Genomic DNA, 16,230 nt, shown 5'->3' on the forward strand with positions numbered 1-16,230 from the left:
TGACGTTCACAGTAAAAAGTAGATTTAAAATTCGGCACACGTGTTATTTACGCTCGCCGATTAGCTTTTGAGCGGCAGCAAAAAGAAGCTGGCAAAAGCTGACGGCAGTAAGTAGCTAAATGTAGTGGGACGAAATGAATAAGTGCGATGTGTAGCTTGTGCCGTTAAGGTAAATTTTTTAGAAGTTTCAAAACTGTTTTCCAATTTCCAGGTAAATGAGAGAACTTAAACTAAACATTGAACGTGCTTTATTAAAGCAGGATAAAAAAAAGCGGGCAGCGGAATTGGTTATAGCAAACAGAGAGCTGGCTTTTCAGACTGTTGAAAAGGGTAAGCGTGCAGCTGAATTGGTGGTTGCAAATAAGGAACTGGTTTTTCAAAACGCAGAAAAGGAAAAACGTGCTGCTGAATTAACCGTTGCAAATACAAGGCTTATTTTCGAAAATAATGAAAAGGAAAAGCGGGCCTCTGAATTGGTAATTGCTAATAAGGAACTTGCTTTTCAAAATAATGAAAAGGAAAATCGCGCTGCGGAGTTAGTTACTGCCCATAAAGACCTTGAATCTTTTACCTTCATATCCAGCCACCATTTACAGGAGCCTTTAAGGAAAATTCAGATGTTCTCTAGTATTTTACTTTCCGAGGAAAGTAAAAACTTATCAGTGTCGGGCAAAAGATATTTTGAAAAAATACAAGCCGAGGCCTGGCATTTACAAGCTCTACATAGAGACTTGTTGGTTTATACGAGCATAAATGCAACAGAAAAATTCGAAAGGAAGGATCTCGCGCAAATTTTGGAAGAAGTGAAAATAGAACTGGAAGAAGAGCTTCATCAAAAAAATGTAACCATTGAAACAAACGGACTTTGTGAAGTGAATGTAATTCCTTCTCAGTTTCGGCAACTACTAAAGAACCTAATCGGTAATGCAATTAAGTTTTCTAAACCCCGGCAACCTTCGCACATAGTCATTAAAAGTGTTGTAATTAAACGAGGTACACCTGTCTTCGATAACTCTTTAGCTGAAAAAAATTATTGTCATATTTCCGTTACCGATAACGGAATTGGTTTTCGTAAGCAACATAAAGACCTGATATTTGAAATGTATCAGCGTATCAATAAAGACAAATATGTTGGAACAGGCATGGGACTTACTATTGCAAAAAAGATAGTTGAAATTCATGGTGGCGTAATAAGCGCAACCGGGGAATTAAATAAGGGAGCATCATTTGAAATTTACCTTCCTTTAGCCAAAGACTTAAAAAATTAAGATATCCTTTCTAAAGCGCTCAAAAGTATTTTACTTCTTGCTAATATTATCCTCAATACTTCCTAAGTATCAAAGACAGAACCGGTATGAGCACATTAAAATTAACACTCGTCAAAATCATCCACACACTCATTTGGACGTTTTTTAACGTAGTAATATTCTATTTATCTTATGCTGTTATCATAAATAAAATTGACAACCTTCTGTGGCTTTGCATTGGCATCATCGTCATTGAAGGTATTGTTCTACTTTCATTCAAAGGCGTTTGCCCCTTAACTATAATTGCCCGTAAATATTCTGATTCAACAAAAGCAAACTTTGATATTTATCTCCCAATTGGCTTGCTAAGTATAACAAAAAGATTTACACAATTATTTTTATTGCCATCATTTTTATACTTGTCTATAATATAGCAACCCGATAATAAAGGGAAGTGCTTTTTTGCGGTTGTTTACATTTCAGCCGACAGAAGAAGCAACGAAAGTTACGAGCCGTATTTTATGCGATAAATGGTTTAAACTTAAAAATCAACAATCGCGGTACTTTTGCAGTCTCCATGATTATTGATTTATACATTTCCAACATACGCAGTTCGCAATTCTAATTACTTTTCAGTTAGAACTTTGCCTGGCTATATTTCTTCAACCTTCCTCATTACTTATAACTATCTTTTTGATATCCTCTACGGTGGCATTCTTAAGTGTTTCAACCTTTATGGGTTTTCCTATTAATCCGTGGTGGCCATAGAAAGCCAGGAAACAGGAATCTTTAGGCATGGGGTTACCATATAAATCACTTTCCATTATAAATACCTTCTCTAACTCGGGATATTCAAAAACTCTTGCAGTAGGTGCAATTTGCGCGTTAATATGTTCACCGGAAAGTCGTAAGCCTATTTTGCTTATCGTTTCTTCATCTATATTGTAATCTTCTGTGATTGTCATAGTAGAATGTTTTAAATAATTACCGTTTGCAGGACGAGGTGCCATCTATTGCTTATTAAAGATCGCCCTTTATATCGGCATTACTATAAAGATTAATGTAATTTAAATATTTACTTTATCTAAAAGACTGTCTTGTATAGGACCAATTGTTTCCCTTTAAATCATTCTTGCGAGTTTTTCCAACACTCTTTCTATTTCCTCTTTTGTATTGTACTTACTAAAAGAAAAGCGAACGGTAACTGCATCAGGATCATTGCTGATAACACTAATAACATGACTTCCTTCAACACCGCTGGAACATGCACTGCCACCGCTAACGCAAATGTTATTTATGTCCATATTAAATAGGATCATTTCGCTCCTGTCAGTTTTAGGAAAATTGACACTTAGTACGGTATATAAAGAACGACCAGTTGGGTCGCCGTTAAAAGTAATTCCGGGAATATTTTTCTGAAGTTGTTCCATCATGTACAACTTCAAACCTTTGACGTAGTCGCTATCCCTATCATGGTTGTCCGTGGCTAATTGCAGCGCTTTTGCAAAACCTACTATTCCGTATAAATTTTCTGTTCCCGCACGCATGTTGCGTTCCTGGCTGCCGCCATGCATATAGGGTTTAATCTTTACATTTTCATTTATATAAAGTATCCCCACTCCTTTTGGACCATGAAATTTATGTCCTGATCCGGTGATAAAATCAACCGGGGTATTTCTAAGGTTAAAGGGGAAGTGACCCACGGTTTGTACCGTATCGCTATGGAAAATTGCGTTATACTTTTTGCACAGATTTCCAGTTTCGTGTAAATCTATCGTGTTGCCGATTTCGTTATTCGCATGCATCAGGCTCACCAAAGTCTTTTCATCGCTTCCCATCAAAAGTTGCTCAAGGTGTTGCATGTCTACATGACCTGATGAAAGGATGCCGACATAGCTTACTTTAACAGCTCCCGTTTGTTGTAAAAACTGAACAGTGTGTAAAGTAGCATGATGTTCAATTTGTGAAGTAATGATATGCTTACAACCAAGATCTCTGACTGAGGCGGTGATGGCAGTATTACTGCTCTCTGTTCCGCCGCTGGTAAAAAATATTTCTGCAGCGTTGGTATTTAAAATTTTGGCCACCGTTTTCCTTGCATTTTCTACTGCCAGCCGGCTCTCTCGCCCATAGCTATAAATGGAAGATGGGTTACCATAGCTGGTGGTCAGGTAAGGCATCATTGCTTCTAACACTTGCGGATCAAGCGTGGTTGTTGCTGCATTGTCTAAATAAATTCGTTCTGCCATTTTATAAGTTATGATCCAGTTACTCTTAGGAGTGAAAATAGGTGCAAAAGTAAACTTATCTGGCTGAGCAAAAAATGACGCTGGCAATTTCAAATTATGGCAAGTGTTATTGTCCTTTCACCAAACGTTCATACCGAACCAAGCGCCAATTAACCTAAGCTCTACCAACGAAACGTACCTAACGGACGACGGTGCGGTAGAAAAAAAACGATTGTCTCCCTTAGTTACATAGAAACGTTTGGTGCAACGATTTGGGGGCTGCTTAAAAAAGGAGTAAAAATGGAGTGAGTATGTGGGGTGTTGCAAGCCAAAAAGCGCTTATACACCAGGCTTTCACTGATACTTTCTATTATTTCTATTATTGGTGAAGCTGTAAGCCCACCAAATCAAAGGCAATTGAAGCGGCAATCTTACAATAGCTACCCAAAGACGAGGATTGTTTTCGTGAATGTAAGTAACCAACATTTGAATATTAGCAGGAAAAACAGCGATTAATAAAACTACTAACCCCCATGCAGCAAAATTTCTTGTTTTCTTAAAAATTAATAATACTCCTAACAGCGCTTCAAAGACACCGCTGACATAAATGAAAGGGTAGGAATACGGTAGATAAGAAGGCATTATTTTATGATAAAATTCCGGAGACCTAAAATGATTTATACCGGCAGCAATATAAGCTGGTGCCATAATGTAAAGGGAGATCGTGTGAATGGTTCGACTGGTAATGGTAGTTTTTTGAGGATAACAATCTCATTTAAAAAAAAGTTGCGAATTCATAGGTTAATCAGAGCGGAGGCGAACAAGAGCAAAAAAATTGTGCACCTCAACCTGTTGTTGGCGGGAGGCCAACAATAGCGACAGCAAGTATGTGGGATTACCCGGTCCATAAATTGCTTTTATGCGGTAACCAAGAACTGCAAAAAAGTGAAGCAAGGCTGAAGAGAATACAAGAGATGAACGAAATGCGACGCAACGATGTATAATTATAGAACGAATGTTAGGTCAACAAAAGATTCTCCTTCATCACTTCTGTTTAACGAGATTTTTTCTGGAATGCAAGGCCATGTAGGACAAGATTGCACTTACGAGCATTAGAACAGCACCTAGTAAAAATGGCGCGCCTGCAAATCGGACCGGGGTATTGCTATTTGTAAAAAAGGCAAATAAATGGGTCATAACTAGCGGGCCGACAATGGAAGTTACACTCATTAAACTTGTAAGAGCACCCTGCAATTCACCCTGTTCGTTTGAAGGAACTTCGCCGGAGATGATACTTTGCAATGCCGGTCCGGCAATACCGCCAAGACAATAAGGAACAAGGAAAGCGAACATCATCCAGGTTTGCGACGCAAAGGCAAACAATAACAATCCCAGCGCATAAAGGGTGAGGCCAATGTACACGCTTCGCTCGTTGCCCAGCCTGGGATTTATAAAACGTATAAGACCGCCTTGCACTATTGCAACAAGAACTCCTACCATGCCCAGTGAATAGCCTATCATGGCTTCGGACCATTGAAACTTTTCGATGTTTATAAAAGTCCAGGTGCTTTGTACTGCATGGGCTGCTATATATACCAACACCAGCGCTCCTATCAATCCAGCCATGGAGGGGTATTTTTTTAACTGCATAAGTGATCCCAGCGGATTTGCACGTTTCCAGCTAAATGGTCGGCGGTTTTCTTTACTTAGAGACTCGGGCAAAACGAAATATCCGTAAAGTGCGTTGATGAGTGCGAGGCACGCAGCAACAATGAATGGCAACCTTGCTCCGTACTCACCTAGCACACCACCAAGTACTGGTCCTATGATAAATCCTAGTCCGAAAGCCGCACCAATCATTCCAAAGTTTTGGGCCCTGTTTTCATTGGTGCTGATGTCAGCTATATAAGCCGTAGCGGTTGTAAAGCTGGCACCGGTTATTCCGGCGATTACCCTTCCGACAAATAACCAACCGATGGTGGGAGCGATCGAAAGGAAAATATAATCAACTCCAAAACCTGCAAGTGAAAATAACAAAATTGGCCTGCGGCCATATTTATCGCTCAGGCTACCCAGCACGGGTGCGAATAGAAATTGCATAAATGCATATGCAAATGTTAGCCATCCACCCCACTGGCTCGCCTCGCTGATATCGCCATGTATTAATTGCTCTATCAGCTTAGGGAAAACGGGAATGATAATTCCAAAACCGATAACATCAATTAGAAGCGTTACGAAAATAAAACCCATTGCCGCCTTCGCAGATGAAGCCATAAAACTTGCAGTTGAAATTGTGGCTGCGAAAGTAAGGAAATAGCAGAGGTTTGAGTTGGGAGTGTTGGGGTGGGAGTGTTGGGTTTTGAGTTTTGAGTTGGGAGTGTTGGGTTGCGCAACAGCTTTAACCTTTAGATGGTTCAATTTTACGCGATCTTAAATGATTGATCTTTTTAAAGTTGGAAGATATTGTCCATTAGCACCCACTTCTCCCCTTCTTTTGCCCATGGCAGTGGCAGCTGAAATTTCCAAACGAACTGCTCCCATTCCTGCACTGTAGGGTTGGCAGCATCCATTGCAGCTTTACGTTCGAAAGTGAATGAGTCATCAGTTTGCATTATCATGAACATTCTGTTGCCTGTACGATAAATTTCCATACTAATAATACCTGCATCCAGAATACTTTGCCTGATTTCCGGCCTTACGTTTTCGCTTTGATGGAGGCGCTCGTATTCGGCAATAAAAGTGGGGTCATTAACTAAATCAACTGCTAAACAATATTTTTTCATAAGGAAGACATTAGTGTTGGGAATGGAAATCGTATTGAAGTAAGTAGATGTTTTAGCTGACTACAAAAAAAGGTTAGAAAGGGTTATTACTTATTTGAGCGTAAAAGCAGCGATAGAAATCGGAGCATTGCTTAAAAATAACTGAGTTTGCTTTTACAATTACGTGCGGCAAACTATAGTTGCACAAAGGTTTGCCGTTAAAGTGATTGCGACGCAACAATGATGACCTGGAAATAAAATGCCGGTATAACAAATGCTTTCTAATTCTAGTCTTCCAGGCTAAAAGCTACATACTTATCGCCCGATTTGGTTTTCAACTTTCCGCCTCCACATGCAATTACTATATACTGCTTGCCGTTAATTGCATACGTACTCGGCGAGGCATACCCTGCTGCCGGAAGTGTTGTTTGCCAAAGTAGTTTTCCGGTCTGCTTTTCAAAGGCCCTAAACTTTTCATCTCTTGTGGCTGCAATAAATATTAACCCGCTTGCTGTGACTAGTGGTCCTCCATAATTATCCGTTCCGGTTGCAGGTATGCCTTTGTCGATCAGCTCTTTGTATTCGCCCAACGGAACCTGCCATTTGTGTTCGCCTGTGTTTAGGTTAATAGCGGTAAGCGTTCCCCAGGGTGGAGTATTAACAGGGTAGCCGTTTTTGTCGTACCACCGGTTGTAACCGGTCATCTGGTATGGAACCTTTTTCTGCAAGGTTTTACCTTTTTCGAGTTTTGCCGTTGTTTTCTTATTAAGTATGAAATCGGTAATTGCTTTTCGTTGTTGGAGGGAAATATGAGAATAGGATGACATCATCCCTTTTCCTTTTGATAAGACGTTGAGGACTGCTGCTGCTGAAAGTCTTTTTTCGATACCTATTAAAGATGGGTAAGAACCGTCGTGCGTACCAGTACGATCTTTGCCGTGACATGATGAGCAATATGTATTGTATAATTTAACGCCGGTTAAAGATGCATTGTCAGCAGGGTTATCTACACCTTTTAAAGAAGTATAGCAGGGTAACTCTTTGGCAGGAACGTAGAGCATTCCGTCTGGATCGGCTGCTGCGCCTCCCCACTGAGCGCCACCGTCAGTACCAGGATAAATGATAGTCATTTCTTTTGCCACAGGCAAATAAATACTACCGGTATGTGCTTGCTTCAATATTTGAACTAACGAGTCTCTGTCTGCAACAAAAGAATTAAAATCTTTCTCAATAAAAGTTTGTCGGGTAAATGGTGCAGGCTTAACAGGGATCGGTTGTGTAAGACTTGGATGCTCTCCGGCTATTGCTTTAGTACTAAAGGCTTTTTCTTCAATTTCAAAAATTGGCTTGCCCGTTACCCGGTTAAATACATACACGTATCCTTGTTTGGTTACCTGGGCCACCGCGTCAATTTTTCTTCCCTGGGCGGTGACTGTTATGAGGTTTGGTGGAGCAGGCGGGTCTCTATCCCAAATGTCGTGATGAACAAGTTGATAATGCCATAATCGTTTACCTGTTGCTGCATCGAGTGCCAACAAGCAATTGGCAAAAAGATTATCGCCGATGCGATTGCCGCCATAAAAATCAAATGCTGCAGAGCCGGTAGGTATATAAACAATACCACGTGGGCGATCGATAGCCATACCGGCCCAACTATTGGCTCCTCCCATAGATTGACGCGGGTTTGGCGACCACGAGTCGTAACCCAAATCTCCTTTTGCAGGTATGGTTCTGAATGTCCACACTAGTTTACCGGTATAAACGTCAAAGGCACGTATATCACCTAACATTGCCGTTTCTGATTCTGCCACTCTAACCCCGGTTATAATCAGGTTTTTAAAAATAGTGTTTGGGGTGTTAGCAACTACATAGTTATCGCTTCCGGGTCGCTCTAATCCTTTCTTTAAATCAAGGCGGCCGCTATCCCCGAAAGTTATAATAGCCTTACCTGTTTCTGCGTCTAAAGCATAGAGCCATTTACCCGCGCCAAAAAATATTCTTTTTCTAATATGGTCCGAAAAATAAGTTACGCCGCGGCTCGTTGTGCCACCGTTATCGCTAATATTTGTTCTCCATAACTGTCTTCCGTTTACAGCGTCCAAAGCGAACACTTGCGTATTGGCACTAACACCGTAAAGAATTCCGTTTATGATAATAGGATTGCATTGTATTTGTGATCTATTGCCTTGAACATCTCCTCCTCCCGATGAGTATTCCCAAGCCACTTTCAATTTGCTGATGTTATCTTTTGTTACCTGCCCGACTGTTGAATAATGACTTCGGTTTCCATCACCGTTATACTCATTCCAATTCGTATAAGTTGTATCGTCAACAGTCTTTATAGCTGCGACGCTAAAGTTTTTATTTAGTTGATTTATAAAAAATAATAGCAAGCATGTTATTATTATCAGGTGAAAGGGAAGTGTCGTAATCTTTATAATTTTACCAGTTCCTACATTTGCCATTTTAAAAATAGTGTTTACTGCAGGTTTGAAATTAAAGTATTTAGTTTAGAATAAATGCCTGGAAAGCTGCCAGCGAGCGGGTGAAGAATACTTTTCATCCTTCCGTTGATGGTTATTAATTATAAAAAAGCCTGTAGGGTTAATCCGTACAGGCTTTCTTATATAGTTAATCTCTTATTCTCTGCTAGGCCATACTTGCCGCAACTTTTTCAAGAAGCGCTTTTGTTTTGCGCACGCCTTCCTCTTCACTTAACTTGTTGCCTTCGTATTCGATACCGATATAGCCGTGAAATCCCGAGTCCTTTACAATCTTTAGCATTTTAGTGTAATCTGTTTCAATACAATTGCCATTTTCATCAAAGTCTAATGCTTTGGCGCTGGCTCCTTTTGCAAACGGCATCAGTTCGGTAACTCCTTTATACCTGTCGTACTCTTCAACACACTTGCCTGCTCCTCTTTTTATGCAGAAATTATTAAAGTCAGGTAGCACGCCAACATTGGGGCGGTTGATGCTTTTCATTACTCCGCTTAACCATGCCGCGTTCGACGAATAGCCGCCATGGTTCTCCACAATTACATTGATATTTTCTTTTGCCGCAAATTCTCCCAGTCTGCCAAGGCCTTCAATAGCGGCCTTTTGAACGTCATCTGCACTTCCTTCTCCGGCAGCATTAACCCTTATGGTACGACAACCCAAGTATTTTGCAGCCTCTACCCATTTGTAATGATTTTCTACTGCCTGCAGTCTTTTCGCGCTATCAAGGTTACCAAGGTTTCCTTCGCCGTCAATCATTATAAGGTGATTTTTAACGCCGTTATCCTTAGCGCGTTTTATTAACTCATTTAAATAGCTTGTGTCTTTTGCTTTGTCTTTAAAAAACTGGCTCACGTATTCCACAACACTTATTCCATATTGCTGTTTAGCTATAACAGGAAAATCGAGGTTCGTCATTTTATTAGCAAATAGCGCTTTATGAAAACTCCACTCTGCTAATGATATTTCGAAAAAGCCAGCCATAGAATTATTACCGGCTGAAGAAGTTTTTTTGCTCATAGCGCAGGAAGTGGCACCAATACCGAGGGCGGCAACGCCTGCCAGTTGTGTGATAAATTGTCGGCGAGATTTAATTGACATGCAAATGTATTTTTAGAAATTAAAAATAAGGCTTTGAGGATAATAAGACCGATAATTGAAGAAAGAGGTAAGTATTTTTTTTAAATACGAATAATGGGTAGAAAAAGGGAGTGTCTAACTTCTATTGAGATTAATCTCCGGGCTCATAATCGTTCGGCAGCATTTCCGCCATTTTTTCCCATGCAAGGTAGCCTTCCGAAAATAGATCCAGGGGGTCAAAGTATAAACCGTTTTTTTCGATAAGAACCGCTCTCCCATTTGGTAAATGCAATATAGATGTCTGGCTCTTTCTACTTACGCCTTTCTGTCCCATTTGCTGGGCATACTCCTCTCTTTCAAACTCCTTTTTATAAACTAACTGTAAATTGTTTTGAAATAGTAAGTACAACGCTTTGCTGGTGCTATCGTATACTCTTATAGTTGCGCAAGGCAGGGGTTGTTTACCGAGGATGTAGATAATCGGGTCTCTTGAGAATGTTCCTTCTTTCATTAACTGCATGGAGTAATGACCTGTGTCGAAAATGGTATGTAAGCCAGCCATAATACTATCGTAATAAGGACGTACTAAAGTATCGTTTTTATACAGCCTTATTAAATGCCTTAATTCGAAGCCCTCCTGGTCGGTAGTATTCGTATAAACCGACCTGATAAAATGCATCATCGAGCCGTTATAAGCCTCTCTCCTTTTGTTAATCCACTCCTGTTGTTTCCTGCTACGTTTGACAGGTATTTTTTTGAACGATGAATATCCATAAAAGCTCATCATCCGGGCTTTACCCTCGTATCGAAATTCCTCCAGCTGATAATCTATCTGTAACCCTAAAGCATTATTTAAAATGATTAATTTATCCAGAGCGGTTACTTTTAAAATCTGATTTTTTCTGTCGTACCTAAACTTTAAAACTTTCGGATTCTTAATAGTGCACTCACTTGCATTTTTTGAAGTTCCAATAAAATAGTCGGTAAAGGTTTTGCCCCATACCTGCCATCCATCTTTTAGCGCCGGACCTATTACGACTTCCTGTAGCTCCTGCGGTTTGGGTTCCATTTTAATTTGAAACGTTTTGCTAATATTTTCGGGAGTTATCTTTACTACTATCGTTTGATAATTTACAAAAGAAATAACCAACTCGAAATTGTTAGCCATTATACCCGTTAACGTAAATTTCCCCTCTGCATTTGTTACGGTTCCGTTTGAACCATTATTTATAAATATGCTTGCGCCTTGTAAGGGTTTGCCGTCTATTCCGTTTACAACCGTACCCGAAAGCCGAAGTTGGCTTATACCAAGCAGCGGCAAGATTAGTAATAAGAATACGGGTAAAACTGGTTTCATTCGTAAGGCTGTTACAGATTTAGGGAAGGTTAGCACAAGAGACTGCAGATGCAAACCTGCCTGCAGATGACGTGATTGCGACGCAACGATGACGACATGAAAACCAATGCTTGTATAATACTAAAATTAAAGCAGTTAATTCAGCCACAAGTCATTGTTGACTGATACCTTTAAATTCTAATAGAGCAATCTCACCTTAATTGTTTCCCTAACATCTTTTAGTAATTCGACCGCCTGTGCAGAAAGCTTTTTGTCAACATCAAGCACTACATACCCGATCTCATCATTCGTCTTTAAATATTGTGCAATTATATTGATATCGTTTGTTGAGAGCTGTGTATTTATGGCACTCAACACTCCGGGAACATTTTTGTGAACGTGCAAAATGCGGTGGGTATTCTCCTGTGGTGGAAGAGCGAGCGATGGAACAGTGTGAGAGCCGTTTGTAATGCCTTTTTCTAAAAATTGAAAAAGTTTGTTGCTCACATCTTCACCAATATTCTGCTGAGCCTCTTCGGTGCTTCCACCAATATGAGGGGTGAGTAAAACGTTAGGGAGATTTTGCAAAGGAGTTATAAATTGATCGCCATTTTTTTCAGGTTCAACAGGGAAAACATCTATGGCTGCACCTCCTAGCCTTTTTTCGGCAAGGCTTTCGCTGAGGGCATCTAAGTCTACCACTTTTCCCCGGGCATAATTAATGAGAATGGAACCTTTTTTAAATTCGGCCAAGAGCTCTTTATTGATCAGGTTTTTAGTTCCGGCATTTTCCGGAACATGAAGCGATATTACATCTGCCGTCGCTACGAGTTCAGGTAATGTTTTTACAGCGGACGCGTTTCCTAGCGGCATTTTTGTTTCGACATCGTAAAAAAGCACTTTCATGCCTAAAGCTTCTGCAAGAATGCTAAGCTGACTTCCTATATTTCCATAACCAATTATACCCAAAGTTTTTCCACGGAGCTCGTAGCTACCTTTTGCCTCTTTCATCCAAATGCCCTTGTGTGCTGCGACATTTTTGTCTGGAATACGGCGAATTAACATAATGGCGGCGCCGATAACAAGTTCAGCTACGCTTCGTGTATTGCTATAGGGTGCATTAAAAACTGTAATACCGTATTTTGTAGCGGCCTGTAAATCCACCTGGTTAACGCCGATGCAGAAACAACCAATAGCCTGTAGTTTTTTAGCTGACGCCAGTACTTTTTCAGTAACCTTGGTTTTGCTTCTTATTCCTAATAAGTGTACATCTTTAACAGCCTTTATTAAATCCTCTTCGGATAAGGCCCCTGCAATAATTTCTATATTGCTATAACCGTTATTTTTAAAAACTATTGATGCATTTTGACTGATATTTTCCAACAGCAAAATTTGAATTTTCTCTTTTGGATAGCTTGTTATTTGGTTATTCATTAAACCTGTTTGGGTTTTTTTAGTCATCAATTCCATTACGAAGTAGATGTTTGCCAGTTTAAAAAGCGGCAAATTAATTCATTTTTTTATTCTACCGTTTAAATAGGATTTTTGGTCCGTAGTTGCTGCAGCAGTCTCATTATTTTCTACCTTTAATTCATAATGACAAAAACTCCAACCTCTCCATTTAAAATTTTAATTGCGGATGATGATACTGACGATGTGCAGTTGACGAAAGAATGTTTTCTTGAAAATAAAATTTCGATCCAGATAAATGAAGTATACGATGGGCAGCTATTGATGGACCATCTGAAAGCACATGCAAAAAATCTTCCTCACCTAATATTGCTGGATTTAAACATGCCTCGAAAAGGTGGATTCGAAGCCCTCGAAGAAATTAAAAACAGTGAGACATTACGCAAAATACCAGTAGTAATTTTCTCGACATCAGAAGCGCAGCAAGACGTTGAAAAAGCTTATGACTTAGGTGCCAGCTGTTTTATAAGCAAGCCTAATAACTTTCAGGAGTGGTGCGACAAAATGCATAAAATAGGAAAATTTTGGGTTGAGTGTGTTAGGCTTCCGCACTAATAGGTCCGGTATTTGTCTTCTCCTCGTATTCCACATTTTGTTAATAACTGTAGTATTAAAAAAATTTTATCAAGTAAAATTTTATCGTTGAAAAAACGTTTACCGCTTACCCTATTTTTGTTGTGTTTAAAAAACGTACTTTCTTGAAAATCCTATTATACATATTTCTCTTATCGCTGTTGGTTTCGTGCAAGCATTCGAAAACCAGTGACAAGCGGCAATTGACAACCGAAGCAGAAGATTTTAAATACCGTCAATTGTCGCCGCAGGAAAAAGCTCAATATGCAGCGGCGGTCAAAAAGATGTATGACTCCATGTTGGGTAAACACGGTTTTAATGGAAGCATACTTGTAGCAAAGAACGGTGAGGTATTGTTTGAGGACTATCACGGCTTCTCTAACCTTCACACAAAAGATACAATTACTCCAACCACTCCATTTCATCTTGCCTCAACCTCTAAGACTTTTACAGGAATGGCAATTATGAAATTGCAGGAAGAAGATAAACTCAATCTTGATGACTCTTTACAGGTTTTCTTCCCGCAGTTTCCTTATTCGGGTATAACTGTAAGAATGTTGTTAAGCCATAGAAGTGGGTTGCCTAACTATGTTTACTTTATGCCGGCCGACCCGGCCTGGAGGCACAGGCTGGCTACCAATAACGATATGCTGCAATTTATGATAGATAAAAAGCCCGCTTTATATAGTTATCCAAACCGGGGCTTTCACTATTGCAATACCAATTATGCATTATTGGCGCTTATAGTCGAAAAAGTATCGGGCCAGTCATTTCCCGAATATTTAAGCAATACCATTTTTTCACCGCTGGGAATGAAGAACACTTTTGTTTTTTCGATAAAGGACTCTGCTAATTATCGCCCAAGCTACCAGTACAATAACAGGCCATTTAATCTTGAGTCGATGGACTGCGTGTATGGTGATAAAAATATATACAGCACCGCCCGCGATATGCTTTTGTGGGATAAGGCAATATACAGTAACAAGATAGTATCACAGGCCACTTATGAAGAGGCAACACAACCCAACAGCAACGAAAGACCGTCTATGCACAATTACGGGCTTGGCTGGAGGTTGATGATTATGCCTAACTCCACAAAAATTGTTTACCATAACGGTTGGTGGCATGGCAATAATACTTGTTTTACCCGCCTTGTTGCAGACACTGCAACCATCATCATCCTCGGCAACAAGTTTAATAAAGGCATTTATGGCGGCATGAAAATCGGAACAATCTTCAGTAATAGTAAAAAGACCGAAGTTGAAAAAACAGACGAATAACATTTTTTGTTTTCGCTAAGCCGGCCACAGTTTTCTATATCAGCATTGTTGTGTCACTCCCTTGTACCGTTTCTTTCTATATCAGCCATTTCTATCATTCACAAAGGCGTTCGCCTAAGGCGTTGCCACAACCACAAAAGTAAAAGTGTGTGACACAATAATGTTACATTTTACTACAATGCCGGCTGCATAATTTCCTCCCTTTTTTTGCCTACACTTACAAAGAATCGTGACCTTCACGCATTATAAGATGTAGCCAGTATGAAAATTTTATCGGCGGAACAAATGCGTAAGTGGGATGAGTTTACAATATTGAACGAACAGGTAAGTTCAATAGACCTGATGGAGAGAGCTGCACGACAATGCACCAAATGGATAGAAGATAGAAACCCGGGAAATAAAAAAATTAAAATTTTTTGCGGCAAAGGAAATAATGGAGGCGACGGTTTGGCTATTGCACGACAACTGGCCGAAAAAGAAATTATATCCGATGTTTATATCCTGGAATTTGGTTCTTTAGGTACCGATGATTTTCAAACGAATCTTAGCAGGCTTCACTCCTTCCCTGTCAATATTCATTTTATTCAGCATCCTGATTTTTTCCCGATAATTGATAAAGGTGACCTTGTTATTGACGCCTTATTTGGATCAGGACTTAACAGGCCTTTGGATGGACTGTCTGCCGACCTGGTTCAACACATTAATAGATACTCTTCAAAAATCATCTCTATCGATTTACCAAGCGGAATGTTTGCGGACAAACCTACTATTAAGGAAAGCGTAATAAAAGCTGAAGAGACACTCACTTTTCAGCAACTTAAATTCTGCTTCCTGTTTCCGGAAAATGAGGATTTTTTCGGTGAAGTGCACGTTTTAGATATTGGCCTACATCCTGGTTTTTTGATTACCGGTAACGCGATGTTTGAAATGACAGATCAGAAAATAATGAAAGAGATATACAAACCCCGCAAACATTTTTCACATAAAGGCACTTATGGTCATGCATTAATTATTGCAGGTGAGAAAGGTAAAATGGGAGCGGCTGTTCTATGTACAAGAGGCTGCCTTCGATCGGGCGCGGGGTTGGTATCAGCTATGATTCCCGAAGAACAGTTTGGAGTCATTCAGACAGCAGTTCCTGAAGCAATGGCAATAGCGCAGGAAACAATAGACGACGTTGATCTTTCAAAATATACCACAATTGGTATTGGCCCCGGAACGGGTACAAGTGAAGAGAGCGCAAGATTGTTACAAAGGGTGCTTATTAACTACAACAAGCCAATGGTGATAGATGCTGACGGATTAAATATAATTGCAGCAAATGAAGAGTTACTATCAGAATTACCGCCGGGAAGTATTTTAAGCCCTCATCCGAAAGAATTTGAACGCATATTTGGTAAGACAGAAAACCATTTGGAAAGAATTCAGACAGCAAGGTTGCAGGCTCAAAAGCTGTTTGTGTACATTATAGTAAAAGGCCATTATAGTTTTGTCGCTTGTCCTGACGGGGAAGTATATTTCAACTCAACCGGCAACTCGGGCATGGCCACCGGGGGAAGCGGCGATGTTCTTACCGGTATACTAACCGGGCTTCTTGCTCAAGGTTACTCGGCAAAAGAAAGCTGTTTACTGGGAATGTTTTTACATGGACTATCGGCAGATATTGCTGTTCAGGCTGTTTCAGAAGAAGCTTTAATTGCAGGTGACATAGCCGAATACCTGGGTAAAGCATTTCTTTCTATTGCACGTTATTAA

13 protein-coding genes are annotated in these 16,230 nt (G+C 40.0%); 4 read left to right on the plus strand and 9 right to left on the minus strand.

The window, feature by feature from the left end; translation table 11 throughout:
- Positions 1 to 215 precede the first annotated feature (215 nt).
- Entirely contained in the window at positions 216 to 1,268 is a 1,053-nt protein-coding gene (locus tag JWR87_RS09880; RefSeq protein WP_297819050.1) for an ATP-binding protein, read from the plus strand.
- 641 nt (positions 1,269 to 1,909) lie between these two features.
- Here JWR87_RS09880 and JWR87_RS09885 read toward each other — a convergent pair.
- The 9 genes from JWR87_RS09885 to serA form a co-directional block, all read right to left on the minus strand.
- The gene (locus JWR87_RS09885) at positions 1,910 to 2,212 is read right to left on the minus strand and encodes a hypothetical protein (protein WP_297819054.1); all 303 of its coding nucleotides are present in this window, start codon (positions 2,210 to 2,212) and stop codon (positions 1,910 to 1,912) included.
- A gap of 156 nt (positions 2,213 to 2,368) precedes the next feature.
- On the minus strand, positions 2,369 to 3,496 hold the full coding sequence (locus JWR87_RS09890; protein WP_297819057.1) for a cysteine desulfurase family protein: 1,128 nt from the start codon (positions 3,494 to 3,496) through the stop codon (positions 2,369 to 2,371).
- Positions 3,497 to 3,829: 333 nt separating this feature from the next.
- Positions 3,830 to 4,222, minus strand: coding sequence for a MauE/DoxX family redox-associated membrane protein (locus JWR87_RS09895; protein ID WP_366090457.1), 393 nt, complete (start codon positions 4,220 to 4,222; stop codon positions 3,830 to 3,832).
- 297 nt (positions 4,223 to 4,519) lie between these two features.
- Positions 4,520 to 5,749: a TCR/Tet family MFS transporter gene (locus JWR87_RS09900; RefSeq protein ID WP_297819063.1), complete on the minus strand. Its 1,230-nt coding sequence runs from the start codon at positions 5,747 to 5,749 to the stop codon at positions 4,520 to 4,522.
- A 173-nt stretch (positions 5,750 to 5,922) separates the two neighbouring features.
- Complete coding sequence (locus JWR87_RS09905) at positions 5,923 to 6,258, minus strand: L-rhamnose mutarotase (RefSeq protein WP_297819066.1); 336 nt, start codon at positions 6,256 to 6,258, stop codon at positions 5,923 to 5,925.
- A 266-nt stretch (positions 6,259 to 6,524) separates the two neighbouring features.
- Positions 6,525 to 8,702, minus strand: a complete 2,178-nt coding sequence (locus tag JWR87_RS09910) for a PQQ-binding-like beta-propeller repeat protein (protein WP_297819068.1) — start codon at positions 8,700 to 8,702, stop codon at positions 6,525 to 6,527.
- A gap of 184 nt (positions 8,703 to 8,886) precedes the next feature.
- Entirely contained in the window at positions 8,887 to 9,837 is a 951-nt protein-coding gene (locus JWR87_RS09915) for a sugar phosphate isomerase/epimerase family protein (RefSeq protein ID WP_297819071.1), read from the minus strand.
- Between the two features lie 130 nt (positions 9,838 to 9,967).
- The gene (locus tag JWR87_RS09920; protein WP_297819074.1) at positions 9,968 to 11,173 is read right to left on the minus strand and encodes a carboxypeptidase-like regulatory domain-containing protein; all 1,206 of its coding nucleotides are present in this window, start codon (positions 11,171 to 11,173) and stop codon (positions 9,968 to 9,970) included.
- Between the two features lie 177 nt (positions 11,174 to 11,350).
- Complete coding sequence (gene serA, locus JWR87_RS09925; RefSeq protein WP_297819076.1) at positions 11,351 to 12,586, minus strand: phosphoglycerate dehydrogenase; 1,236 nt, start codon at positions 12,584 to 12,586, stop codon at positions 11,351 to 11,353.
- Positions 12,587 to 12,748: 162 nt separating this feature from the next.
- Between serA and JWR87_RS09930 the strand changes: the two genes are divergently transcribed.
- The 3 genes from JWR87_RS09930 to JWR87_RS09940 all read left to right on the plus strand — a co-directional run bounded on the left by JWR87_RS09930 (position 12,749) and on the right by JWR87_RS09940 (position 16,230).
- Positions 12,749 to 13,177 carry a response regulator gene (locus JWR87_RS09930; RefSeq protein ID WP_297819078.1) on the plus strand — a complete coding sequence of 143 codons (429 nt, stop codon included), beginning with the start codon at positions 12,749 to 12,751 and terminating at the stop codon, positions 13,175 to 13,177.
- Between the two features lie 143 nt (positions 13,178 to 13,320).
- Positions 13,321 to 14,475, plus strand: coding sequence for a serine hydrolase domain-containing protein (locus tag JWR87_RS09935; protein WP_297819081.1), 1,155 nt, complete (start codon positions 13,321 to 13,323; stop codon positions 14,473 to 14,475).
- Between the two features lie 261 nt (positions 14,476 to 14,736).
- The gene (locus JWR87_RS09940) at positions 14,737 to 16,230 is read left to right on the plus strand and encodes an NAD(P)H-hydrate dehydratase (RefSeq protein ID WP_297819086.1); all 1,494 of its coding nucleotides are present in this window, start codon (positions 14,737 to 14,739) and stop codon (positions 16,228 to 16,230) included.

Source organism: Segetibacter sp., assembly GCF_025963695.1.
GTDB lineage: Bacteria > Bacteroidota > Bacteroidia > Chitinophagales > Chitinophagaceae > Segetibacter.